This is a genomic window from Pseudoprimorskyibacter insulae, from assembly GCF_900302505.1.
Taxonomy (GTDB): domain Bacteria; phylum Pseudomonadota; class Alphaproteobacteria; order Rhodobacterales; family Rhodobacteraceae; genus Pseudoprimorskyibacter; species Pseudoprimorskyibacter insulae.
Window position 1 is genome coordinate 633,487 of record NZ_OMOJ01000001.1, and the last position, 23,420, is coordinate 656,906.

General features: G+C 60.3%; 22 protein-coding genes and 1 tRNA gene. 18 read left to right on the top strand and 5 right to left on the bottom strand.

The annotated features are described in order from the left end of the window. Positions 1 to 52 precede the first annotated feature (52 nt). Genes PRI8871_RS03315 through PRI8871_RS03335 form a run of 5 tightly spaced genes read left to right on the top strand, consistent with a single transcriptional unit; the run spans position 53 to position 4,075 of the window. A complete protein-coding gene (locus PRI8871_RS03315) occupies positions 53 to 529 on the top strand; it encodes a transcriptional repressor (protein WP_108884751.1) in 477 nt (158 codons plus the stop codon). After that, positions 526 to 1,275 (top strand): metal ABC transporter ATP-binding protein, encoded by a 750-nt coding sequence (locus PRI8871_RS03320; protein ID WP_108884752.1) that lies wholly within the window; start codon positions 526 to 528, stop codon positions 1,273 to 1,275. The genes PRI8871_RS03315 and PRI8871_RS03320 overlap by 4 nt, the downstream gene beginning before the upstream one ends. Then, positions 1,272 to 2,060: a metal ABC transporter permease gene (locus PRI8871_RS03325; RefSeq protein WP_108884753.1), complete on the top strand. Its 789-nt coding sequence runs from the start codon at positions 1,272 to 1,274 to the stop codon at positions 2,058 to 2,060. The genes PRI8871_RS03320 and PRI8871_RS03325 overlap by 4 nt, the downstream gene beginning before the upstream one ends. Before the next feature lie 59 nt (positions 2,061 to 2,119). Beyond that, positions 2,120 to 3,160: an aldo/keto reductase gene (locus tag PRI8871_RS03330; protein WP_108884754.1), complete on the top strand. Its 1,041-nt coding sequence runs from the start codon at positions 2,120 to 2,122 to the stop codon at positions 3,158 to 3,160. A 9-nt stretch (positions 3,161 to 3,169) separates the two neighbouring features. Then, on the top strand, positions 3,170 to 4,075 hold the full coding sequence (locus PRI8871_RS03335; RefSeq protein WP_108884755.1) for an EamA family transporter: 906 nt from the start codon (positions 3,170 to 3,172) through the stop codon (positions 4,073 to 4,075). Here PRI8871_RS03335 and PRI8871_RS03340 read toward each other — a convergent pair. Then, entirely contained in the window at positions 4,072 to 4,773 is a 702-nt protein-coding gene (locus PRI8871_RS03340; RefSeq protein ID WP_108884756.1) for an NUDIX hydrolase, read from the bottom strand. The genes PRI8871_RS03335 and PRI8871_RS03340 overlap by 4 nt on opposite strands. Positions 4,774 to 4,790: 17 nt before the next feature. Beyond that, entirely contained in the window at positions 4,791 to 5,144 is a 354-nt protein-coding gene (locus PRI8871_RS03345; RefSeq protein WP_108885188.1) for a DUF983 domain-containing protein, read from the bottom strand. Between the two features lie 254 nt (positions 5,145 to 5,398). Here PRI8871_RS03345 and PRI8871_RS03350 point away from each other — a divergent pair, with 254 nt between their 5' ends. From PRI8871_RS03350 to PRI8871_RS03365, 4 genes are all read left to right on the top strand, one after another. Continuing rightward, positions 5,399 to 5,917, top strand: a complete 519-nt coding sequence (locus PRI8871_RS03350) for an EF-hand domain-containing protein (RefSeq protein ID WP_108884757.1) — start codon at positions 5,399 to 5,401, stop codon at positions 5,915 to 5,917. An 84-nt stretch (positions 5,918 to 6,001) separates the two neighbouring features. Continuing rightward, a complete protein-coding gene (locus tag PRI8871_RS03355; protein WP_108884758.1) occupies positions 6,002 to 6,586 on the top strand; it encodes an RNA polymerase sigma factor in 585 nt (194 codons plus the stop codon). Next, positions 6,579 to 6,947: a hypothetical protein gene (locus PRI8871_RS03360; RefSeq protein ID WP_108884759.1), complete on the top strand. Its 369-nt coding sequence runs from the start codon at positions 6,579 to 6,581 to the stop codon at positions 6,945 to 6,947. Before PRI8871_RS03355 ends, PRI8871_RS03360 begins: the two co-directional genes overlap by 8 nt. Positions 6,948 to 6,950: 3 nt before the next feature. Next, the gene (locus PRI8871_RS03365) at positions 6,951 to 7,448 is read left to right on the top strand and encodes a periplasmic heavy metal sensor (RefSeq protein WP_108884760.1); all 498 of its coding nucleotides are present in this window, start codon (positions 6,951 to 6,953) and stop codon (positions 7,446 to 7,448) included. Here the strand turns inward: PRI8871_RS03365 and PRI8871_RS03370 are convergent. Beyond that, positions 7,445 to 8,773, bottom strand: coding sequence for a diguanylate cyclase domain-containing protein (locus PRI8871_RS03370; protein ID WP_181389354.1), 1,329 nt, complete (start codon positions 8,771 to 8,773; stop codon positions 7,445 to 7,447). The genes PRI8871_RS03365 and PRI8871_RS03370 overlap by 4 nt on opposite strands. An 82-nt stretch (positions 8,774 to 8,855) precedes the next feature. On the opposite strand from PRI8871_RS03370, the gene PRI8871_RS03375 reads away from it, so the two are divergent. The 8 genes from PRI8871_RS03375 to PRI8871_RS03410 all read left to right on the top strand — a co-directional run bounded on the left by PRI8871_RS03375 (position 8,856) and on the right by PRI8871_RS03410 (position 16,336). Next, a complete protein-coding gene (locus PRI8871_RS03375; protein ID WP_108884762.1) occupies positions 8,856 to 9,140 on the top strand; it encodes a DUF3572 domain-containing protein in 285 nt (94 codons plus the stop codon). Further along, the gene (locus PRI8871_RS03380; RefSeq protein ID WP_108884763.1) at positions 9,137 to 9,838 is read left to right on the top strand and encodes an HAD family hydrolase; all 702 of its coding nucleotides are present in this window, start codon (positions 9,137 to 9,139) and stop codon (positions 9,836 to 9,838) included. The genes PRI8871_RS03375 and PRI8871_RS03380 overlap by 4 nt, the downstream gene beginning before the upstream one ends. An 81-nt stretch (positions 9,839 to 9,919) precedes the next feature. Continuing rightward, positions 9,920 to 10,528: a heme NO-binding domain-containing protein gene (locus tag PRI8871_RS03385; RefSeq protein WP_108884764.1), complete on the top strand. Its 609-nt coding sequence runs from the start codon at positions 9,920 to 9,922 to the stop codon at positions 10,526 to 10,528. A 30-nt stretch (positions 10,529 to 10,558) separates the two neighbouring features. After that, positions 10,559 to 11,491 (top strand): GGDEF domain-containing protein, encoded by a 933-nt coding sequence (locus PRI8871_RS03390; protein WP_245897757.1) that lies wholly within the window; start codon positions 10,559 to 10,561, stop codon positions 11,489 to 11,491. Positions 11,492 to 11,545: 54 nt separating this feature from the next. Then, entirely contained in the window at positions 11,546 to 12,844 is a 1,299-nt protein-coding gene (locus PRI8871_RS03395) for a mechanosensitive ion channel family protein (RefSeq protein WP_108884766.1), read from the top strand. Between the two features lie 64 nt (positions 12,845 to 12,908). Then, positions 12,909 to 12,983: transfer RNA gene (locus PRI8871_RS03400), tRNA-Gln, on the top strand. 190 nt (positions 12,984 to 13,173) lie between these two features. Continuing rightward, positions 13,174 to 15,252, top strand: coding sequence for a tyrosine-type recombinase/integrase (locus PRI8871_RS03405; protein WP_146188637.1), 2,079 nt, complete (start codon positions 13,174 to 13,176; stop codon positions 15,250 to 15,252). Positions 15,253 to 15,559: 307 nt separating this feature from the next. Beyond that, the gene (locus PRI8871_RS03410; RefSeq protein WP_108884768.1) at positions 15,560 to 16,336 is read left to right on the top strand and encodes a DNA-binding protein; all 777 of its coding nucleotides are present in this window, start codon (positions 15,560 to 15,562) and stop codon (positions 16,334 to 16,336) included. 240 nt (positions 16,337 to 16,576) lie between these two features. Here the strand turns inward: PRI8871_RS03410 and PRI8871_RS03415 are convergent, their stop codons facing one another. Both PRI8871_RS03415 and PRI8871_RS19500 read right to left on the bottom strand, forming a co-directional pair. Continuing rightward, positions 16,577 to 16,924 carry a hypothetical protein gene (locus tag PRI8871_RS03415; RefSeq protein WP_108884769.1) on the bottom strand — a complete coding sequence of 116 codons (348 nt, stop codon included), beginning with the start codon at positions 16,922 to 16,924 and terminating at the stop codon, positions 16,577 to 16,579. 246 nt (positions 16,925 to 17,170) lie between these two features. Beyond that, positions 17,171 to 17,524, bottom strand: coding sequence for a hypothetical protein (locus PRI8871_RS19500; RefSeq protein ID WP_108884770.1), 354 nt, complete (start codon positions 17,522 to 17,524; stop codon positions 17,171 to 17,173). A 585-nt stretch (positions 17,525 to 18,109) separates the two neighbouring features. Here PRI8871_RS19500 and PRI8871_RS03425 point away from each other — a divergent pair. Further along, positions 18,110 to 23,248 carry a PDDEXK-like endonuclease domain-containing protein gene (locus PRI8871_RS03425; RefSeq protein ID WP_108884771.1) on the top strand — a complete coding sequence of 1,713 codons (5,139 nt, stop codon included), beginning with the start codon at positions 18,110 to 18,112 and terminating at the stop codon, positions 23,246 to 23,248. Positions 23,249 to 23,420: the final 172 nt, after the last annotated feature.

Here is a 23,420-nt window from a genome sequence, read left to right on the forward strand (position 1 = left end):
TGTTATCTGTGATATTATAACATATCAAGTCGAAAAGTCAGCCGGAGGCCCCATGGCCCATCAGTTCCACGATCACAACCACGACAAATGCATTAGCGGTGCGGTCGCCATGGCCAATGCCTATTGTGCGCTACACCGGTTGCAATTGACCCCGGTCCGGCGTCGGGTTCTGGAAATCCTGTTGCAGCAGCATCGCGCGATGGGGGCCTATGACGTTCTGGAGATCCTGCGCGAAGAAAAGCTCGGCTCGCAGCCACCGGTGGCCTATCGCGCGTTGGAGTTTCTGGTCACCCACGGGTTTGCGCATCGGATTGAACGGCTGAATGCCTTTGTCGCCTGTTCCCATCCGGGCCGCGCCCATTCGCCCGCGTTCCTGATCTGCAACACCTGCAAGACCGTGGCCGAAACCGAAGCCGATCTGCGCGACAGCGGCATTGACGAGGCGGCGCGAAAGGCGCAGTTCACCATCGAGCGCGCGGTGGTCGAGGTCGAGGGCCTGTGCCCGCGCTGTACGGAGACCCCTGAATGAGTTTGATCGACGCCACCGGACTGACTGTCCGGCATGGGGACCACACGGTTTTGCAATCTGTGGACTTCAGCATCGACGCCGGAGAGATCGTGACCATCGTCGGGCCGAACGGGTCGGGCAAGTCCACCTTGGTCCGCGCCTTGGTAGGGGCCGCGCCGTTGCAAGCGGGGCAGATCCGGCGCAGCCCGGACCTGCGCATCGGCTATGTTCCGCAAAAGCTGCATATCGAGCCGACACTGCCCATGCCGGTGCTGCGCTTTCTGTCTTTGCCGCAGCGCGTGCCGCATGACCTGGCGATGGAGGCTTTGGCCCGCACTGGTGTGGCCGATCTGGCGGCACGTCCCATGTCGGGCCTGTCGGGCGGGCAATTCCAACGCGTTCTTCTGGCGCGGGCTTTGCTGACGCGGCCAAACCTTCTGGTGCTGGATGAAGCGACGCAGGGTCTCGACCAGCCGGGGTCTGCCGCCTTCTACCGCTTGATCGAAGAGCTGCGTGAAACCATGGGCTGCGCGGTATTGATGGTCAGTCACGAATTGCACGTGGTCATGAGCGCGTCGGATCGGGTCGTTTGCCTGAACGGTCATGTCTGTTGTCACGGCACGCCCGACATCGTGGCCTCGGCCCCGGAGTACCGGGCGCTGTTCGGCACCGGCACCAAGGGGGCCTTGGCGCTTTATCGTCATGACCACGATCACCACCATGACCATGACCACGACCACGACCATTCGCACGGGGCAGAGCATTGATCGACGATTTCATTCTTCGCGCGGCCTTGGCCGGGGTGGGGGTTGCGCTGGCCGCAGCACCGCTTGGTTGTTTCGTGGTCTGGCGGCGGATGGTCTATTTCGGTGACGCGACCGCCCATGCGTCGGTCTTGGGTGTGGCGCTGGCCTTGGCCTTGGATCTGCCGGTCTTCACCGGGGCGATGGCGATTGCGCTGATGATGGCCATGACGGTCTATTGGCTGAGCGAGCGCGGCCATGCGATGGACACGCTATTGGGCGTTCTGGCGCATTCGGCCTTGGCGGTTGGATTGGTCGCGGTGTCCTTTGTGCAGGGCGTGCGGCTGGATCTGATGGCCTATCTGTTTGGCGACATTCTTGCCGTGACCCCGGCGGACCTGACTACGATCTGGATTGGCGCGGCTTTGGTCGCGGGACTGATCGCGTGGCGCTGGTCGCCGTGGCTGACCGCAACGCTTAGCCCTGATCTGGCGCAGGCCAGCGGCATCGACCCGCGCCGCGAAGGTCTGATCCTGACACTTGCGCTGGCGGTTGTTGTTGCGGTGGCCATTAAGGTGGTCGGGGTCTTGCTGATCGCTGCGCTGCTGTTGGTGCCTGCCGCCGCCGCGCGGCCCTTGGCCCGCACGCCCGAAGCAATGGTTGCTTGGGCCGCAGGGATTGGCGTTGTGTCGGCATTGTCTGGCCTTTGGGGCGCGTTTCAGTTTGACACGCCTACCGGCCCGACCATAGTCACCGCCGCCGCGCTGATCTTCCTAGGCACAACTTTGGTCGCATCGCTGCGCCGCTGAGGTCTTGTCCTCAGGGACGGCGGCGTTAGGATCGCGACAATTCCAACAGGAGAGACGCAATGAAGATGAACCCCCTTGGCCAATCCGGGCTGATGGTCAGCGAACTTTGCCTTGGCACGATGACCTACGGCAACCAGACCGCGCTAGAGGATGCCCATGAACAGATCGAACTGGCCTTTGATGCCGGGATCAACTTTATGGACACCGCCGAGATGTACCCGGTCAATCCGGTGCGGGCCGAAACCGTCGGCCTGACCGAAGAAGTGATCGGCAAATGGTTTGCCAAAACGGGCCGCCGCAAGGATTGGATTTTGGCCACCAAACACAGCGGCGCCGGATCGTTGGCCCGCGACGGCGAGCCGATCTCGGGCGAGACGATTGGCCGGACGATCGAAGCCTCGCTGCGCCGTCTTCAGACAGATCACATCGACTTGTATCAGTTCCACTGGCCCAACCGTGGCAGCTATGCCTTCCGCAAAAACTGGGCCTATAACCCGTCTTCGCAGGACCGCCAGCGCACCATGGATCACATGGCCGACTGCCTGAAGGCGCTGCAAGAACAAGTGGACAAAGGCAACATCGGGCATTTCGGTCTGTCGAATGAATCCGCTTGGGGCACGACCATGTGGTTGCGTGTGGCCGAACAGATGGGCGGGCCGCGCGTGCAATCGGTGCAGAACGAATATTCGCTGATGTGCCGTCTGGCCGATATCGATCTGGCCGAGGTTCTGTGCAATGAAAATGTGGGCCTGCTGCCCTATTCTCCGCTTGCGGCGGGGCTGCTGACCGGAAAATACCAGAACGGCCAAGTGCCCGAAGGGTCGCGCATGGCCGGGACTGGGGATCTGGGTGGTCGCCGCACCGACCGCGCCTTTGAAACCGTTGCCGCCTATCAGGCCGTGGCCGATAAGTTCGGCCTTGATCTGGTGCAGATGTCGATTGCCTTCTCGGTGCAGCGTCCGTTCGTGGCCTCGTCGATCTTTGGCGCGACCACGACCCCGCAACTGAAGCGCATCTTGGACGGGGCGGGCATGCGCCTGTCGGATGAGGTGATGGACGCCTTGAACGAGGTGCACAAAGCGCACCCGATGCCGTACTGATCGCGCATTATGGTAGAGCTTTGGGTTCTTGTGACGTTAGCCGCTGCGTTTTTCCAAACGCTGCGGTTCATCCTTCACAAGTTGCTGAGCATGGGCGCGCTAAGCGCCACGGGTTCTACCTTTGCACGCTTTGCCTATGCCGCCCCGGCGGCATGGGTCTGTGTTGGCGGCTATCTGCTGACGACCGGGCAGGGCATTCCCGATCTGTCGCTGGCCTTTTGGGGCTATGCGATGATGGGGGCGCTGGCGCAGATCTTTGCGACGATCTGCGTTGTGGCCCTGTTCGGGCGGCGCAACTTTGCCGTCGGCATCACCTTCAAAAAGACCGAAGTCATCCTGACCGCGCTGGTCGGCCTGATCATCTTGGGCGAAGCCGTCAGCACTGGCGGCTGGCTGGCGATTTTCATCGGCTTGGGCGGGGTTTTGCTTTTGTCGGATATGCCCGCCGCCGGATCAAAAGGTCTGGCGCGGATTGCCAGTCCGGCGGTAGCACTGGGCTTGGCCTCGGGGCTGTTCTTTGCGTTTTCGGCGGTGGGCTATCGCGGCGCGTCGCTGCAATTGGCAAGCGCCGACCCGTTCGTGCGGTCGGGCGTGACATTATTATGTGTGACCACGTCGCAGGCTTTGGCCATGGCGATTTGGCTGCGGCTTCGCGAGCCGGGACAGATCACCGCCGTTTGGAAAGCTCGACGCCGCGCCGCGCTATTGGGGCTGACTTCTATGGCGGGAAGCCTTGGCTGGTTCACGGCATTCACGCTGCAAACCGCCGCTTATGTTCAGGCCTTGGGCCAGATCGAACTGGTCTTGTCGCTGATCGCATCGGTCCTGTTCTTCCGCGAAACGGTAACGCGGCGCGAACTGGGCGGCATCGCTTTGCTGGGCGTGTCGATCGTGGTGCTGGTGCTGCTGGCTTAGTCCGGCATCGGCGATCCGCGGAGACGCAGGAACAGGCTTTCCTCATCGTCATTGCGGAAAAACGGCACCGAGGTGGGCGGGCGCGGGTCTTTGGCACGGGCTGCGACTTCGGCCAGAACCACCTCAGTGATAAAGGGCAGATCGAAGTTGCGCACCTCATCCACGGGGATCCATTGCAAATGGCTCAGTTCATCCGTGGCGGCGCTGAAATCGTCCAGATCGGTGACCAGATCTTCGGCCCGAAGCATAAAGAACCGTGCATCAAAGCGGCGGGGCCGTCCCGGAGGGGTGATGGCGCGGAACACGAACTGCATCGGGGCGGCGGTGGGCAGGTGGCCACTCTCGGCGAAGCCGGTCCAATCGTCCGGCACATCGCCATTCCAGTCGCCCTCGGTGCCAAGGATCTGACCGGTTTCTTCCCAAAGTTCGCGCACTGCTGCCACGCCCAAGGCATGGCTGCGGTCATGATCCGAATCTTCGAACAGCCGTCTGCGGCAGAGTTCGCTTAAAGGTTCGACCAGGGAAATGGCATCATCGGCGCGATCCACCGCGCCGCCCGGAAAGACGAACTTGTTGGGCATGAAGGCGGCCTTGGCGCCGCGCTGGCCCATCAGGACACGAGGACGCGTTTCGGAATCGCGCAGCACGATCACCGTGGCGGCATCCCGAATGGCTGTCTTGTCGATACTCTGCGGCATGTCCCCCCAAACGGCGGCTAACCCGCCTTATTTCCGAAGCCGTTCATCTTGCGTGCCCATTGGATCGCAACGACAACGCCTTTCAATCTTGGAAGAAGATAGAGCGACAAACCAATACAGCCAACTGCAAAAATCGTGAACAGGATCAGCGGCTCAGGCCGCCAAGTTGTAAACACGACCAAAAGCGCGGGCGCCATAATATGCCCCACGATCAAGATCGTCAGATAGGCGGGCCCATCGTCGGCCCGCTGGTGGTGCAGTTCTTCGCGGCACACCTGACAGGTGTCACGGACTTTCAAATAGCCTTTCAGCAGTGGGCCAGTGCCACAGTTCGGGCATTTCCGGCGCCATCCCTTCCAGATGGCCGGCATCGTCGGGCGGTCATCCAGGGTTTGTGTCGTGTCGGTCAAAACGGTTTCCTCATCGCTCCCATCGGCCGATGGTCAAGGATGTTTGCGGTAAAATAAACTGTCCAAACTGTCCTTGCGGCTGGATGTCGCAAATCACAGAAGCGTGATGTGTTTTTTTGAGAACCAGCGACGGAAGGTGCGGGCCGCTGCGTATTAGTCTTCAGAAAGCGAACAAGAGGCAACGCTTTTATGACTTCACTAGGAAGGAGACACCTATGAAACGCGCTTTGATTATCTCGACGACTTTGGCAACCGGTTTCGCACTTCTGGCAGGCACCGCAATGGCGCACCAGAGTGGCGGCCAAATGGGCGGCAAGGGTATGCGCGGCGGCATGATGGCCCCGTTTGAAGACATCGACGCAGACGGCGATGGCAAGATCACCCAAGCCGAAATCGACGCACATCGCGCCGCCAAGTTCGCTGAGGCCGATACCGATGGCGACGGTGCCCTGAGCGCCGAAGAACTGGCCGCTGCCGCTGAGAAGCGTGAAGCGGAGCGCCGCGCCAATATGGGCCAGCGCATGCTGGACCGTCTGGACGCCAACAAGGATGGCAAGATCACCGCAGATGAAATGCCGGGCAACGATGCTGACCGTGCAAAGTCGATGATCGAACGTCTGGACACCGATGGCGATGGCGCCGTGTCGCAAGCCGAACTGGACGCCGCCAAGCAGATGCGCGGTCCGCGCGGTGAAGGCAAAGGCGAGCGTGGCTTCGGTAAGAAGTCGCACTAACAGGTTCGGGCGGGCCGTCTTGATGGCGGCCCCTCCGATCTGACGATTGTCAGGTCACAGGAATAAGAGTACGCCGATCAGGACATGACCATGCCCTACGACGCCTCAAGCGACGAAACCGATGATGCATTGCTTGCGCGCTATGCCACTGGCGATGCGGCGGCGGCGCGTGCCTTGACGGCGCGGCTGACGCCACGGGTCTATGGGCATGCCTATCGCCTGCTTGGCGACCGGGCCGAGGCCGAGGATGTGACACAAGAGGCCTTGCTGCGGCTTTGGCGCATTGCACCGAACTGGCGCGAAGGTGAGGCCAAGGTCAGCACCTGGCTTTACCGTGTGACGGCCAATCTGTGCACCGATCGGGTGCGGCGCAAGCGGCCCTCTGGCATGGAAGACATGCCAGAGATGGCAGATGACGGCCCCGGTGCAGATAGCGCAATGCAAGAACGCGCCCGCGCCGATGCCCTGCAATCGGCCTTGCACGACTTGCCCGACCGGCAACGGCAGGCGGTTGTGCTGCGCCATATCGAAGAATTGGGAACGCCGGAAATCGCGGCGATCATGGACATAGGCCCTCGTGCCGTGGAAAGTTTGGTGGCCAGGGGCAAACGCGCCTTGGCCGAAATCCTGCGGGGCCGAAAAGACGAACTGGGGTATACGGATGACTGATAAGCGCACCGAAGACATGCTAGACACGTACTTCACCGCCGCGCGGGACGACGCGCCGTTGCCAAGTGGCGATTTCATGGCCCGAATGCAGGCGATGGCGCTGGCCGAACAGCCTGTTCGGCAGGTGGACACACCCGCGCCAAGCTGGTGGCAGCAAATCCTGTCCGGCATCGGCGGCTGGCCCGCCATTGCGGGCTTGGCTGCGGCCACTGTCGCGGGTGTCTGGATTGGCGCCGTTCCCCCCGAAGCCATGAGCGATAGCGTTTCCGACCTTTTCGGAGTGTCGGCGGGGCTTTATGACAGTTCAGGTTCATTCGCAGATCCGCTCAGCGGGTTCGATCTGGCCTTTAGCGAAGGATAAGCCATGGCTGAGACGGAAAAGAAATCGCGCATGGGCTGGCCGCTGCGTTTGGTCCTGATTTCATCGCTGGCGTTGAACTTGGCGGTGATTGGTTTGGTCGTGGGATTTGCCGCGGTTGGGCGCAATGGTGCACATCTGCCGCCGCCGCCGCGCGATGCCGCCGCACCTTATACCAAGTCGCTGGATATGGGCCAAAAGCGCGATCTGTGGAAACGCATGCAGCGCGAATTTGAAGGTGAACGTCCGCGCCGCACAGCCTTGGTTGGCGAATACCGCGAGGCGGTTGAGATGTTGCGCAGCAGCCCCTTTGACCCCGCCGCTTTTCAGGAACTGATGCTTCGTCAGTCCACACGTGCCAATAATCGCTTGGTTGCTGGGCAACGTGCCTTGGCTGAACATATCGCGCAGATGTCGGACGCGGACCGCCGCGCCTATGCCGACCGGCTTGAGGCCGAGCTGAAAAGCTTTGGCAAACGTCGCCCCGATGGGGATCGCCGCTAGATCGCTTCGCGCAGCGGGGGCAGCGCTGGCGCGGGCCAATCTTGCGTGATGGTTTCGTGGCTTGCCGCGTGCAAGTTTAGCACGGCCGTTCGAAAGGTCGCCTCGGCGGGTTGCCCGTCGGGTTGGCCAATGGCCATGCCGGTTTGCACGGCCACCCCTAGCCGCTGTCGTTCCACACTTCCCCTAAGGCGCAACGCGATGCGACGCGCCTCAGCCGGGCCGGTGTGCGGCAAGGCGATCAGAAACTGATCGGCCCCTATGCGGGTGGCCAGATCCGTCGGGCGCAGATGTGTCAGAATCCCATTGGCAATGCGCCGAAGCTGGCCTTCCTCGGGCGCGATGCCGGGCAGAGGGCTGATTGGGCGAATGCCAATCACCACAAGGCAATATGGGCTTTGCGATGCCTGTGCCTGCGCTGCGATCCGGTCCAGTTGCGGCAGGGCAAATTGACGGCTGCGCAATCCGGTAACCGGGTCCTGCATTGCCGTGGCGAGGGTTGTTTCAGCCTCCGTTCGCAGACGCTTGGCCATATCGCGCAGGCGCAGTTGACGGGTCAGCCGAAAGGCCAGTTCTTCCGGCGCAAACCCATGCGGCAAGACATCATCGGCCGACATATCGAGCGCTCTGGCCGACAGGCTGGGGGTCTGATCGAACACCGGCAGAACAACAGCATCCGCCGCGCTTGGCAGGGTGCGCAGGTTGGCCAAAAGTGCCAGCGTCGTGCGGTCTGCGGCCAGACCGTCCAGCACAAAGGCATCGTACCGGCCACCGTTCTGCAACGCTGCGGCGATGGCGCTTTCGGGCAGGGTGACCACCTGATCGGGGATGTGACGCGCCAAGGCATTCGCCCAAGTCGTTCCGCGCGGGGCCGATGGTGACACGACCGCGATCCGTTTGGCATGGGCGAAGCCGGCCGCCCCTTCCGCTAGGCCAATCGCTTGCCGGGCAATGCGCTGAGCCGTCGCCTCTGCCTCGGCGTTGCGGTGTTTGATCAGGGTACGGATGCGGGCCAGCAGATAGCGGGCATCGGCAGGCCAAGTCACCACATCATTGGCCCCATCGGTCAGCGCGGCAACCCGCGCTTCGGGTGAATGGCCAACAAGTGACACGATGGCGGGCGGCGAGACGCAGCATTGCCGCATGGCGTCCGGCGGGATCATGCCTGCCTGAACCAGTGCCACGTCGATATCGCCGCGTTGCAATCGTTCAAACGTTTCATGGTCTGACGCGGCAGACACCACATCGTAGAACGAGGAATCGAGGAATTCGCGCAGCAGGATCCGTTCTATCGCCACCTGATGCGCAATCAGAATCGTACCGCCCATGGCTGATTGCGCCTTACCTTGCATTTCAACACCGTGCAGTCTTTATACTTGTGGTTAACAAAAGGTTTCCGGAGGCAGTCCCTTGGCAATTTCTCAGACCGCGGCCGAAACGATCGGCCTTCAGGCGATTTCATGGCTTGTTGGCAACGACGAATTATTGCCGATCTTTTTGGGCTCGACCGGGGCCAGCTTGGATGACATTCGCGAAGGCGTGGCCGACCCTGCCATGCAAGGCGCGGTTCTGGATTTTCTACTGATGGACGATGCCTGGCTGACCGGCTTTGCCGATGCCAATGGCTGCGCCTATGAGGACGTGATGCAGGCGCGAATGCATTTGCCGGGCGGAGAACAAGTACATTGGACATGACCACATCGCGGGTGGATGGCGTGCTGTTCGACAAGGACGGCACATTGTTCGATTTCAGCGCCACTTGGGATGTCTGGGCGCGCCATGTCCTTGAGGATCTGGCCGAAGGACAGGCAAGCCGATTGGGCGAATTGGCCGGTGCGGTCCGGTTTGATCTGTCCACCGGGACGTTCCTGCCCGACAGCCCGGTGATTGCCGGGACAAACCGTCAGGCCGCAGAATGCTTGGTGCCGTACTTGCCGGGCTGGGACATCGATGGGCTGGATCGCTATTTGTCCGTCACTTCGGCGCAAGCCCCGCTTGCCCCTGCCGTACCGCTTGCCCCGCTGTTGGACCGTCTGGCCGACATGGGTTTGCGGCTGGGCGTGATGACCAACGATACCGAACATGGCGCCGTCAGCCATTTGGAGGCGGCTGGCGTTGGCGCGCGGTTCGATTTCATCGCCGGGGCCGATAGCGGTTTCGGCGCCAAGCCCGATCCCGCGCCGCTGTTGGCCTTTGCTGACCGGTTTGACCTTGCGCCGGAACGGGTGGTGATGGTTGGCGATAGCACGCATGATCTGATGGCGGGGCGGGCCGCGGGCATGCAAACGGTTGGCGTTTTGACCGGGCCCGCCAATGCGGCCTCGCTGCTGCGATATGCCGATGCGGTTTTGCCCGATATCGGCCATCTGCCGGGCTGGCTTTCGCAGCTCTGACATTCGGCCTGAGGGTATTTCCGGGATCTTAAGACTTTGCGGTCTAGGCTCACTCAGCTTGAGGAATTGGGCCTAGGTGTCATGCATGGTTTGGTTAATAGATCGATTGAGTGTTTTGTTCGGGATTCCTACGGGGCCGAAAGCTGGGACCGTGTCGTCAGTGCGGCCAATCTGGGCTTTTCCACGTTTGAGGCGATGCTGAGCTATCCCGACAGCAAAACCTTTGATGTTTTACAGGCGGTGACGCAGCAATTGGGCAAACCGCGCGATGTGGTTCTTGAAGATGTGGGCATCTATTTGGTGTCGCATCCCAATACGCAGGCCTTGCGGCGCTTGCTGCGCTTTGCCGGTACGGATTTTACCGATTTTCTGCATTCCTTGGATGATTTGCCGGATCGCGCGCGCATGGCGGTGCCAGATCTTGATCTGCCTACGATGCGTCTGCGGGATGTGGAACCCTTTCATTTCGCCCTTGATCTGACTGGCCCGCATGATGTGTTCGGGCATGTTTTTGTCGGCATTATCAGGGCGATGGCCGATGATTACGGCACCTTGGTCTTGTTGGAGCATTTGGAACGTCAAGCGGGGCGGGACACGATTTCAATCCGGGTGATCGATGCCAATTTCGCCGACGGCAGGGCGTTTGACTTGGCCGGTCAGGTGTCCGGCGATCAAAAGGTTGCCGAATAGATGATGGATGCGTTGGATATTTTGTGCCCGATGCATATGCGAACCGACGGCACCGGGATGATCGTGCATCTGGGTCCGACTGCGCGGAAGGTGTTTCCGCATAGTCTTGGGCGGCATCTTTTGGATCTGTTCGAATGTCTGCGGCCCGCGTCGGCCACAGATATGCCGGGGCTTCGAACCTTGTCAAAGCGCCGCCTGCGCCTGCGTCATCGTCAGTCGGGAGAGACGTTTCGAGGCGTTCTAGCACCATTGCCAGACGGCGGATTGATCTTGAAACTGGCCTTCGGCATCCAATTGGTCGAAGACATTCGCAGCCATGGTTTGACCAGTGCCGACTTTGAACCGACTGATTTAACGGTCGAAATGCTCTATCTGCTAGAGGCGAAAACGGCTGCGATGGATGCTTCTCGGTCGTTGAACCAGCGGTTGCAGGTGGCGCGGATATCGGCCGAAACCCAAGCCTTCACCGATACATTGACCGGGCTGGCGAACCGGCGGGCCTTGGACCATGTGCTATCCCGCATGGGCGCGGTCCAGCGCAATTTCTCGTTGGTTCAGCTGGATCTGGATCTGTTCAAACAGGTCAATGACACCCATGGCCACGGGGCCGGGGACCATGTCTTGCAAGAAGTGGCGCGCAGGCTTTTGTCAGAAACGCGCGACGAAGACACCGTCGCGCGCGTTGGAGGCGATGAATTTACGCTCATTTTCGATGGGTTACTGGATCAGGCCCGTTTGTCAGACTTGGCCAGTCGCCTGATTGCGGCATTGGAGGTGCCGATCACCTTTGGCACAGTGACGTGCCAGATTTCGGCCAGCATCGGCATCGCCCGGTCTTGCGACTATTCCGGTTACCGGATCGACCAAATGATCGAAGAAGCGGATCGGGCACTTTACGCCTCCAAGCGGGCAGGGCGGGCGCAATTTGCTTTCGCGCATACCCTTTCCGGGATTGAGGGTTGAGTGAGGGGGCAAGGGCGGTCATGTTGGAGTGATTTCAATGAACAGATACATCCCATGCGCCTGATTTTTGCTTTGCTGCTGCTAGTTATTCCGTTTTCCGGCCTTGCTCAGACTGTGGCGCAACCAACCGGAACCATTCAGGTCGAAGACAGCGCCGAACATGATGCGGCTGTCGCGGTTCGAATCCGGGAAATTCTGGCTGGGCTGGACGGGTATGAGGACGTGACCGTCGCCGTCAGTTCAGGCATCGTGACCCTGCGGGGTACCACGCTGGACGGCGATACCGCTGATCGTCTGAACACGCTGGTCGGACGCGTGGAAGGGGTGGTCGCGATCCGCAATGAGGTGGAGGAAACCACCGATGTGGTGCAGCGCCTAAATCCGGCGGTCGAACGATTTTTTGAACGGTTCTATCAGCTTGTCGCGTTCTTGCCGCTTGCGGGCGTGGCATTTGCTGCCTTCCTGATCGTATTGTTCCTTGGGATCATTCTGGCCCGGATGCGCCAGCCATGGGATCGAATCGCGCCAAATGCCTTTATCGCCGATATCTTGCGGGTCATTATCCGGCTGGCGTTTTTGGTCGCCGGGATCGTCGTTGCCTTGGATATTCTTGGGGCGGTGGCGTTGTTGTCGACGATCCTTGGCGCGGCGGGGATCATTGGTCTTGCGATTGGTTTCGCGGTTCGAGACACGGTCGAAAACTTTATTGCCTCGATCATGTTGTCGATCCGACAGCCTTTTCGCCCCAATGACACGATTGAGATTGGGGGGGACACCGGCAAAGTGATCCGCCTAACCAGTCGGGCGACCATTCTACTGAGCTTTGATGGCAATCACATCCGAATCCCCAACGCGACCGTGTTCAAAAGCCGAATCGTCAACTTCACCCGCAATGATGAACGCCGGTTCATGTTCGATTTCGGCGTCGCGGCGGATGCGGATCTGGCTCAGGCCCGCGAAATTGCCGAGACGACGCTGAAGAACCTGCCATTTGTGCTCAAGGAACCAGCGGTCGCTGTGTGGATCGAAGAATTGGGCGACAGTACGGTGACCATGCGCATGACCGCATGGATCGAACAGCACACGACCAGCTTTGTCGCCGCACGCGGTGAAGCGATTCGCCTAGTAAAACTGGCGCTTGAGGCAGAGGGCATCGCCTTGCCTGAGCCGACGTACAGGCTCATTTCGCAATCCGACCGCCCGAGCGTGGATATCGCGCCTGAACCCGCAGATATCACCGATATTCAGGACGTTGCGGCCACTATGGAAACCCAGTTGGAGCGTATAGTTGAGGACGAGCGGCAGGACACTGAGAAGGACGACTTGCTGAAACGGGATGCACCGGAAGAATAATGGAATTTTTCTCAGATCAGGTCTTGAACCCTGCGAAAACCCAAAGTACATACGCCGCCACAGTTGGGGTGTAGCCAAGTGGTAAGGCACCGGTTTTTGGTACCGCGCACCGTAGGTTCGAATCCTACCACCCCAGCCAAAAATGCCAAAAATCACTGTAATAACAATGGCTTGCCATTTGGCGGCTTTAGTCCGCGACTCGGCGTTTCGCCGGGGGCCGGATAGTGCCAGCCAGGGCCGCCTGCGCCTTCGGGTGACTCGCGGCGCGGCGCTCGGCGCGCAAGCCCGACAGCAATTTGCGCATGGAATGGAAAAGAGCCGGATGACGCTTGGTCATCCGGCTCTTTCCTTTTCTGCTCTCCGGCAAACGAACTCATTTCCTGCCCGGTTCGGTGATCGGCTCGCTTTCGATCGCCCAGGAAACAGGGTCGGGCGAGATGCTTGAGGCACAATTCAAAGACTACACCAGCAGCGAGCAGGCGCTGATCTGCCGGGACCTCGTGCTCGACCGCATGACCCGGATGGCGGCCGACGCGGTTTCCGTCGAGATCGACGTGGAGACGCGCATCGGCGTCCTGGAAGATGACCTGTTGCAGATCAAGCAACAGATCCGCTCCAGGGATTTCAGCGCGGCCAATGAAGAGGTGCGTCAGTGCTGCGAGCGCCTCCAGCTTCCCTTCAACCCGGATTTCCATGCCGAGTTCGCACGTCTTGTCTGCACAACGCTCCGTCAGCTCCTGAAGCTCGAGATTGATGCCCTCGAAGAGAGTGAAGACCCGCTGGTGAAAGGGTGGGACCTGCTCCAGCGGCATGACATTCGTGTCGTGGACGGGCAGTTGCCCAGGTTCTTCACCGTCTCCGAGGCGCTCGAGATTGCCATAGAGGGTCAAACCGAGGAGATGAAAAAAAAGCTTCGCACAACAGCGGGACTCGTCATCGCATACGCCGGAGACATTCCGATCGACCGTCTTGGCGACGTGACGAAGCAGCTCATGGTCTGGATGAGCAGGCTTCCGAAGCTGCACGGCAAATGCCATGGCAACAACCGCTTCCTCAAGGAGCGCGAGATGCCGAAAAAGCAGGAGGAAATCGATGAAGCAGACCAGGAGGACGCCTCGCTCTACGCCCTCTATGCTTCCCGGTCCGACATCTCCGATGCGCAAAAGCGGGCGGAACTTGCCGAGCTGCTGACGATCCGCGTGACGCACACCAATCTCGAGCGGCACCTCGACAGGCTGCACCAGATCCTGCGGACCGCCGCCGAAAATGCCGGGTTCAACGGCAAGACCAAGTTGATGACCTATTCCGCACTGTCCAAGGCGATCAAGGCGGATTGCGAACGCCGGAAGCTGGAGAACCCGCTGTTTCTTCGTGTCACGCAACCGAAACTGCGCTTGCGTTGGGCCGGAGGCCGCATTCGAAAGCTGCTGACTTCCGGCGTCTACAGTGGTTGCACAAGCGTTAACCGATTGAACCCCGGGAGGCATATTTACAGGAATTCACGCTACTGGGTGCCGCTCGTCCTGATCACGATGGGCTGTCGGCCGAGCGAAGTTCTTCGCCTCAAGCGTGGCGATCTGATCTTCCGCGATGAGGTCTTCTGCTTGCAGCTCTGCTGGTCTGCGGATCAGGAAGGGAAGACCGTCGAAAGCACCCGCATCGTTCCGGTTCCCCAGATACTGATCGACCTTGGTTTCGTCGATTGGATCAAGAGCTTCGCCCGTCCCCAGGACCTCCTCTTCCCGGAGGTCCACACCGCCAAGAACACGAGCCCCCAGGGGGTCTTCTCGAAGCGGATGTTGTCGGTTCGCAAGAAGCTGGGCATCGCCAACTACAATGAAGACCTCTACGCATTGCGAAAGTCTCTGTCTTCGGCACTGTGGGATGGCGGCGTGGACATCGAAACCCGCCAGATGATCATCGGTCACGTCTCAGATACGATCATCGGTCGTCATTACACCGAAGCCAACATGAAGAACCTGAAAGACTTGCTTGATCGGGCCAGGCACGGGATCGTCGTTGGTTTTTCGAAGCCCCACAAACACCCAGTCGTCGCGGACTGCACCCTGGTGTCCGGCAAACCTGCGCGCCCGGAGATACTGCTCGATTCTTCCGGCCACCTCGGAGCCTTGCGCCTGATCGACGAGGAGACAGGAAAGACGATCGTGGCGGTCATCCTGAAGAACGTCGATCTTCCGGCGCATCCGGCCTGGCGCGGTGCAAAGGTTCTTAGCTCTGCGGTTGCGGCAGAAGCCGTGGCTGACACGATTGGGCGCTACCAGATTTCGCTACCTGATAGCGATGAGTTGAAGTCTGCCCTTGAGCACTTCATGGCCATGGCGGCAACAACAAGCGACTACAAGCCGGCTGAGGATGACGAGGATGACGTGGTCGACCAGGCCGCCTGACCGCGATATCGTGCGCAGGCTGCGGGGGACCGTTGGTCAGGCCTTTCTGGGAGATTGCGGACTTGCGATGACTGTGGATCGAGGTTTCAGCCTCAGCCCCGAAGATTTGACGTGATCGATATTGGGCCACAGGTATCGTTTGGTTGCTGGCAGCCGGTTTCTGCCCATCCCCACTGCTGGATTTGATGCGCGGGCCACCGGGGCTATGTTCCCATGGCCAGGAGCCTGGTTGGTCATGCGGCAAGGGTTGCTTTGATAAAGATGAGTTTTAAGATGATATCAAAGCAACCCTCTCGACGGTGCCGCTATGTCCGCTGACCCGGCTGATGAAACTCTGACCTCTACGGGCCCGGACTTGCCGAGCGGCTCGGTTCAAGAGCATTTCGTCGACCAGGCCGAGAAGCTGATCAGGCGTATCGCCGCCGATCTTCCGGAAGATTTGCTGGCGTTGATCTCTTCTGAAAGACCGGACATGTCTGACGAAGCGCTGGTGCAGTCAGTTGAGAAGATTGGCGATCTTGAGCCAGTAGGGCGGGTCTTGCTTCTGCGGATGGTGAGAGCGCTCAACCACATAGTCCGTGACATGCCCGGCGACCTTTTGTTGTCAGCGCTTGCCGCGCCGTCGGATCTTGAGGCCTTCGCGCGTGCATTGAGCGATCCTCGGGTTTCCGATCCGATGCGGGCATCGGACCCTCTGTCCGGCGCCGTCGGGAGGACGATCGCCCATCGTCTTCGTCTGCGAGAACTCGCGGGTGAGATGTTGACGAGCTCACAAGTCGAAGACCTGCTCGGCATCCAGCGCAAGGCGGTCGATAAACGCAGGAAAGCTCACAAATTGCTTGGCCTGCGTTCAGGGTCCGACTGGCTCTATCCGGCCTTCCAGTTCGGGCATGACGATGTTCTGCCGGGTATTCGGACTGTGCTTGACGCTTTCAGGGACAGCGACCCCTGGGTCGTTCTCGACATCCTCCTCGCCCCTGACGAGGGTCTGGGAGGACGGACGCTGCTCAATGCGGTCCGAGAGCGAGACGCGGATGCTGTTTCTCGCCACCTTGCACAGGCAACCGGTGATGGGTTCGTATAGGTGCAGTCTGAGGACTCATGGAAGCCCGCGGTTGTCTTGGGAGAGGCAGGGACGGTTCGGACAGACCGACGCTTTCGCCTGAACGACGATAAGACGATAGGCTGAGCGCGCCGGCGTGTGGGCACTCTTGTTCGGGCGATTTTGCAACCTCGGCTGGCAATCTGCCCGACCATGGCTCGGCGCGCTTAGACACCAGTCACACTGACGCAGTCGGTTTGGGCGCTTCTGGTCTGGTCCCTCCTATTTGTTTTTGAGCCATTCTTCGACCTGGCCAAGTATTTCGAGGCGTTCGTGGTTGGACAGCCAGCGATCGCTCTCCTCAAAGTCGCGCACATCACGGCCCGGTTGAGGATTCAAGCGCCACCCACGTGCCTCGAGGATGCGAGTTGCATGCGCGCGCATTTCACGCCGAAGCGGGGCGTTGTCATCAGCTGCATAGACGACAACATAGGCGATTTCGTCGGGTGCGCAGCTATAGTGCCTGTCTATTACGATCATCCTGAACGCAGGCCCATACTTGTTCCGCAGCCAGACCTGGGTCGCGACAATGTCGGAGTGAAGCCTTCTGAGCGTGAATTCAGTGGTCATCCTTGGGGGCTCCTTCAACGCGGAATGGACATGCCCACGTGTGAAGAGGCGCATAGCCGTTCCCGCGAATCTTCTATCATGCTCGTGCTCTTGGGTTTCGAGGGGAGGGTGATGAATGTCGGCATTGCTCTTGATCCGTGCTTTTTTGTGCGAGGTTGTTCCGGGAGCAAAAACCTGCTCCCGGTGTCTTGGCCGTCCATCCAGCTTTTGTGCATCACCTGGTGGACGGCACTGATGTTTGCATTTCTACATCTGTGCCAGAGTTTCGTGGAACACGCGGAGCAATTGCTCCATTTCGGTCAGCTCTGCGCCTTGCTCGTCGATCCCTTGGGTTTGCGTCAGTCCTCGCCATGCAGATCCATCGGGATCAAGCACATGAGACAGCTGCGCAGCAGAACGCTGTGCTGAAGATGTCACGATAGTTTCGGATTGCAGCTCCTCAACGAGCCTTGCCAGAAGTTGCCGGCCGGATGACCCGCCCAGGATCGTCGCAGCGAACGCCAGAGCAGGGAGGTTTTCGCCAACAAAGCGGTGAAGCTCTGTCGGTGCCTGCGTGAGCATGAACGCTGGCAGGCGAAAGGGTGTCGGTTGAAACGACATATTGGTCTCCATCTTGGGTGCCGACGATTGCGCGTCGGCGTCAAGAGCGCTGAAAGGCCGGTTTAGAAGGACTCTCGCGCTGGCCTGCTCTTCGGCGGGACCGCGCCGAAAAACAGACAGAAGGCTGGCCGTGGAACTTTGGGTGGCACGCCTGTCAAAAGGAAGATTGGCCGTTTTCAGAACGGCGAAATGATTTTTGAAGGGGTGAGTTGCTTCCCTGAAAAGTCCGCCGATTGAAGCTGGCCTGTTCTCCAGACGAGGAGATGGACGATGCTGAAGAGCTGACCCAGCGATGTGACCTGCTGCTGGTTTCGTGAACACGGAGATAAGATCGTGAGCACGAGACTGGATACAGCACCTTCGTCATTCGGCTTTTCTGGGGGCTTGCAATAGCCGACAGTTGGTTTCAGATTGGTTCAGCACGATATTGAATTCACCAAAATTTGCTTTCAACATCAGAATGATCGTCTTTGGGTTTTGTTTGAGGTCAGTTTCAACCAGAAGCGCGATTCCAAACCCAACACACCTGTGTCGAGGTCAACCGAACTTAGGGCTTCTCGAAGAATTCAGAGGCCGGGATCTAATATGAACAAGAACTACACGGTCCAACCGGATGAGGAGCTGTCCCCTGACGACCGCCAGAAACTTTCTGGCCTTCTTGGCTTTGCCCAGGGTGTCCTGACCGCCCGCGAGAAGGTCCAGATGACCATGTCCGCAGGACTTGGTGTTTTCCATGAAGGTGATATGCATGGACTCTCTGGCCTGCATCTCGATTGCGATGACGGCTCCTGGCTCCGCATCGACAGACAGCGTGAAACCAAACCGCCAGAGCCAGTCGACTACGTAGCCAGATTCCTGACCTCACGCCCCACCGATCCCGCCAAGCCGCCGGTCATGAAAAGCGCGATCTCGATTGAGGTTTCGATCGAGGAGGCCTCCGACCTGGAAGTGGCGGGTCTTCTGCGGCCGGAAAACGTCAAGACGATCGTCGCCGATGGCGTCGAGGTTGAGAACCACGTCAAGATTGTCCTGCTTGCTGAAGACTGCAAGGAAATGCAGCGGGATTTCGAGCGCTATACCAGCGGCCCCTGGGCTGATTGGGCGCGAGATGAAAAGCCGATCCGTAAATCGATCTCCTTCTACAATGACCTCTTCAAGATCCACGCCAGCATCCACACGGCTGAATCTACTCCGCCCGAGCTGGTCTGGGGTATCGGAATCGGCCGGTGGGAGCATGCCGGCCAGAGGATCGACATGCCGATCGTCGAGCAGTTGGTGGATATCGAGGTCGAAGACGGTGGTGCGATCGTCATCCATCCTCGCGACCTTCCGCCAATCCTCTCTTTGAAGCCCTATCTCGAAATCGAGATCGATGGCTCCCCCAAGCTTCAGCGCGACCTGCAAGATCGCCTTGTCCAGATCATGCAGGGCGACGTGGAGATCTCCCCTTTCACCACCGCACTTGAGCCCATTCTTGATACCGCCGCCTCGAACCTTTCGAGCACCGGTGAGCATATCGACCGGGTTCGCATCGATGCCGGCGAGTCCCTTCCCCGCATAAGCTCCGAATTCAAGATCGCCTCGACCTGGGCTATCTTCGGCCGGCCGAGATCTCACGAGGCCCGTTCCCAGGACCTCGAGGCCCTGCGCAAGCGGATCGCGGATCAAAACACCTCCGTGCCATCTTCCATCAGGGGCTTCGCGAAGCCACCTTCCGATGCCGCCCATGTCGCGGTTTCCGACTGGGGCATCGACAGCACCATCCTGGCTGGCGCAGGCGAAAACACATGGAGCGCCCCGTCCGGCTCAGGAGCATCTGATCGGGAGCCATCGGCCAGTCCCGTGGGCGGTGCGGCTGAAAAGCTGAACTCCAGGCGGGTGCACTTCTTCCCTCTCCCCTTCAACGAGGAACAGGGCAAGATCTCGGACATGATCGACGACAAGTCGCTCCATGTCGCAACGGTTTCAGGCCCTCCCGGCACCGGGAAAAGCCACAGCATCGCGAACATCATCAGCCACCAGATGGCGACCGGAAAGCGCGTTCTTGTCACCGCCCGGACGCCGGAGGCCATCGCCGCAGTGCGCGAGAAACTTCCCAAGAGCCTCCAGCCCCTCGTCATCGCCTCGGTCGGCACTGACCGCGAGAGCGCGCAGCAGCTTCAGGATGCTGTCACGGAGCTGTCGAATGAAGTCGTTGGGCTGAACACTGACGAAGCCCTCGCCACGAAAGCCATGCTTGAGCGGAAGATCGTCGATTGCGACAACGAAGCTGCGCAGGCAGACCTAAAGCTTGCAGAGATCGCCCGCACCAACCTGGCGCCTCTCGACTGGCAGGGCAAAACCCATCCACCGATGGATCTCGTCGAAATCCTCGAAGCCGATGCCGAACAGCATGGCTGGTTTACCGACAGGCCCAAGGACCTCCCTCCCTCCCAGCTACCGGACCTTCTCCAATACCTCAGGCAGGCCCTGCCCGAGCTCGCTGGAGACATCATCTATGCCGGCGCGGATCTTCCGCGGCCGGACGAACTGCCCGCAACAGCCGACCTGATCGCCGCCCACGATGTGGAACTTGCCTGGAACTGCCGCGAGGTGGTCGACTACTCCGGCGCACCTCAGATGGCCCTCGACAGTGCCGACGCCGAGAGCCAGGCGCGCAACGTTCTTCACGAGCTCGAGGCCTGTGCTGCTGCGATCGAAGAACTGGATGAGCCGGAACGCGATCTCGCAATCCTCGCCATCCAGAATGAAGCACCTCTCGACTGCTCCGCGATCGAAAAGACCCGGGACTTCCTCGCCCGCCAAGAAAATCTTGAAGCGATCGCCTCCGTCCGCTTCTCTCTCGACGCATGCAGCCTGGAAGATTTCCAGGGCGCGGCGCAACGCGGTGCGGCCGGTCAGAAGCCGGTTGGTTTCTCGCTTTTCGGCGGGGCTCTCAAGCAGGCCGTCGCCAGCACCCGCGTCAACGGCGAGTCCCCATCGGGTGCCGATGACTGGCGCGCAGTCCATGACGCCTGCCTTCTGAAGAAAAGCCGGGACAGCATCAACAGCACCCTCATGCCTTTCATCGAGTTCGGTGTCATGGGGTCTCTACCCCTCGACCCCTGGGACCTCGCGACATACCTGAAAGACAGGCAGTCAGAAGCAGACCGTGCGCTGGAAATCGCACGACGCCTCACCCCCATTCGCTCCGCTCTGCGCACTCTCTTCCCTTATGGCCTCGACATCGACGGGCCGTTCAAGGTGCTCGATTGCCAGCCTGCACTCTTCGCCCTACGTGCCAACCTTCCGGATGCACACCGCACACCCCAGGCGATCACCACGCTGACCGCGATTGCCGGCAAGAATACCCTTCCGATCTTCGGCGCCTTACGCGATCTCGCGGCCGCAATCGGCCAGCCGGAAACCGACCCTCATCAGATCGTGACCCTGCGCGGCGAGATCACCAAGGAGATCACCCGCCTCTCCGAAATCGCACCCAGGCTCAAGGAGCTGGGCGTGAATCTGAAAGTGCTTTCCGACTGCGGTGCGCCGGAATGGGCAGAGCGCCTGAAAGACGATCCCCTCAATGCGCCCTCCCTGATCCCCGACACATGGCAGGCCGCCTGGAGCTGGGCCATGATGACAGCCCGCGTCCAGCACATCATCGAACTCGGCAATGGCGACGAATACCGTAAGGCCAAGGCCGACGCGATGCAGCGGCGCCGCAAGCACTTCGAAGAGCTGATCCGTATCCGCACCCTATTGGGTCTTGCCAAGCGCATGACGCCGCGCGTGCGCCAGGCGATGGAAGCCTTCACCCAGGCCATCTCCAAGATCGGAACCGGCAAGGGCAAGAAAGCGCCCCGTTTCATCCGGGCAGCACAGGAGGCAGCACGACAGGCCTCTTCCGCGGCACCGGTCTGGATCATGCCCGAATACAAGATCCCCGAACAACTGCCGCCTGAGTTCGGTGATTTCGACCTGGTCATTCTGGACGAGGCCTCGCAGAGCGACATCACCGCGATCGCGGCGCTGGCGCGCGGCAAGAAGATCCTTGTCGTGGGTGACGAGGCGCAGGTCTCGCCGACCGCGGTCGGTATTTCCGTTCAGAAGATCAATGCGCTGCGCGCCGAGTTCCTCGACGGGCTGCCCAATGCCGGGCTGATCGACGAGAACACCTCGATCTTCGAGATGACCAAGCGCATGCACCCCGAGAGCCACGTCATGCTGCGTGAGCATTTCCGCTGCGTGGCGCCGATCATCCAGTTCTCCACCCGCTTCTACAACAACGCCCTGGTTCCGCTCCGGGTGCCGAAGGCCTCCGAGCGCTTCGATCCGCCCCTGGTGGATGTCTACATTCCCGGCGCCGCGCGCCAGGGCAAGACCAACCCCTATGAAGCCCGGTGGATCGTCGACGAGATCGCCAAGATCATCGATGACCCGGCCCATAACGGGCGCGATATCGGCGTGATCTCCCTGATCGGCGGAGAGCAGGCCGAAAAGATCGGCCGCATGCTGGTCGAAGACGAGCGCATCGGCCCGGAGAAGATCGAGGAACGCCGGATCATCTATGGCGACGCCCGCACCATGCAGGGGCAGGAGCGCTCCATCGTCTTCCTGTCCATGGTGGCAACCCCTGGCCGGGTTACATCCCAAAGCTCCAAGCCCGACCAGCAACGTATCAACGTGGCCATGAGCCGGGCCCGGGACCGACTCTACCTCGTTCGTTCCGTCGGCCTCGAGGATCTCAAGCCCACCGATATCAAGGCGGACATCCTTCACCACTTCGTTGACCCGATGCCGAATGGCCGGGTCACAACGGGCACCGAAAGCGCCGACCTCATGGACCGCTGCGACAGCGGCTTCGAGCGCGAAGTGCTGGGCCGGCTCCTCGAGGCGAACTACCGCGTCCGCCCGCAGGTCAAGGCCGGCGGATTCTCCATCGACCTCGTGGTCGAAGGCCATGAAGATCGCCGTCTCGCCATCGAACTCGACGGAGACCAGTATCACGGGCCCGAAGTCTGGGACCGGGACATGGCGCGCCAGGCCGCGCTCGAACGCGCCGGCTGGACCTTCTGGCGTGTCTTCGGCAGCCAGTGGAGTGCCCAGAAGGAGTTCTGGTGGAAGAATCTCCTCGAAACGCTCGACAGAATGAAGATCGATCCCATCGGGGCCATCACGATCGACGAACGCTTCACCGAAACGGTTGTTGTCGATATGCTCGCGGAAACTGGCGATACACCCCCAGTAGTCGTCGATGCACAGACCGGCGAAGACGCTCCCGCTGACCAGGAAGTCCCGAGTGCCTCGATGCCATCGGTGACAACGTCATCGGAAGCCGCTCTCGGTGACAAGAACTCGACACCTCGCCCGGCAACTGCCGAAGTCAAACCTGAGCCGGCGAGAGATGACCTCTTCAGCTTCATGGAGCGTCAGCAGGAAGCGGCAGGTGATGGAGGCCGCGAAGATGATATGACGGCTGAGGCCCTGGAGCGCGCCATGGATGGAAATCCATCTCCTGCGGTCGTTCGTATCGGCAGCACCGTTCGCCTCGAAAAAATCGGGAATGGTGGAGGCAAGCTCCAGATCACCATCGTCGAAAACGGAAACGATCCCGACCACGGGCTCGTCGGGGCACATACTCCTCTCGGCCAGGCGTTGATCGACGCTCGCGTCGGGGACGATATCGAATACAATGCAGGCTCCTACCTGCGTGAAGTCCGCGTCCTCTCCATTTCTTGATGCAGCATTGTTGTCGGAGCCGGGGACCTCAACGGACTGAAAGCCAGCGGGTTCCCGTCATCGCCATCGCTATCCACTTATGAACTGTGTCTCGACCCGGCCAAGCAACTCGATGCGTTCGTGGTTTGAGGGTCAGTGATCACTTTTCGATAGATCGTAAACATCCCGGCCG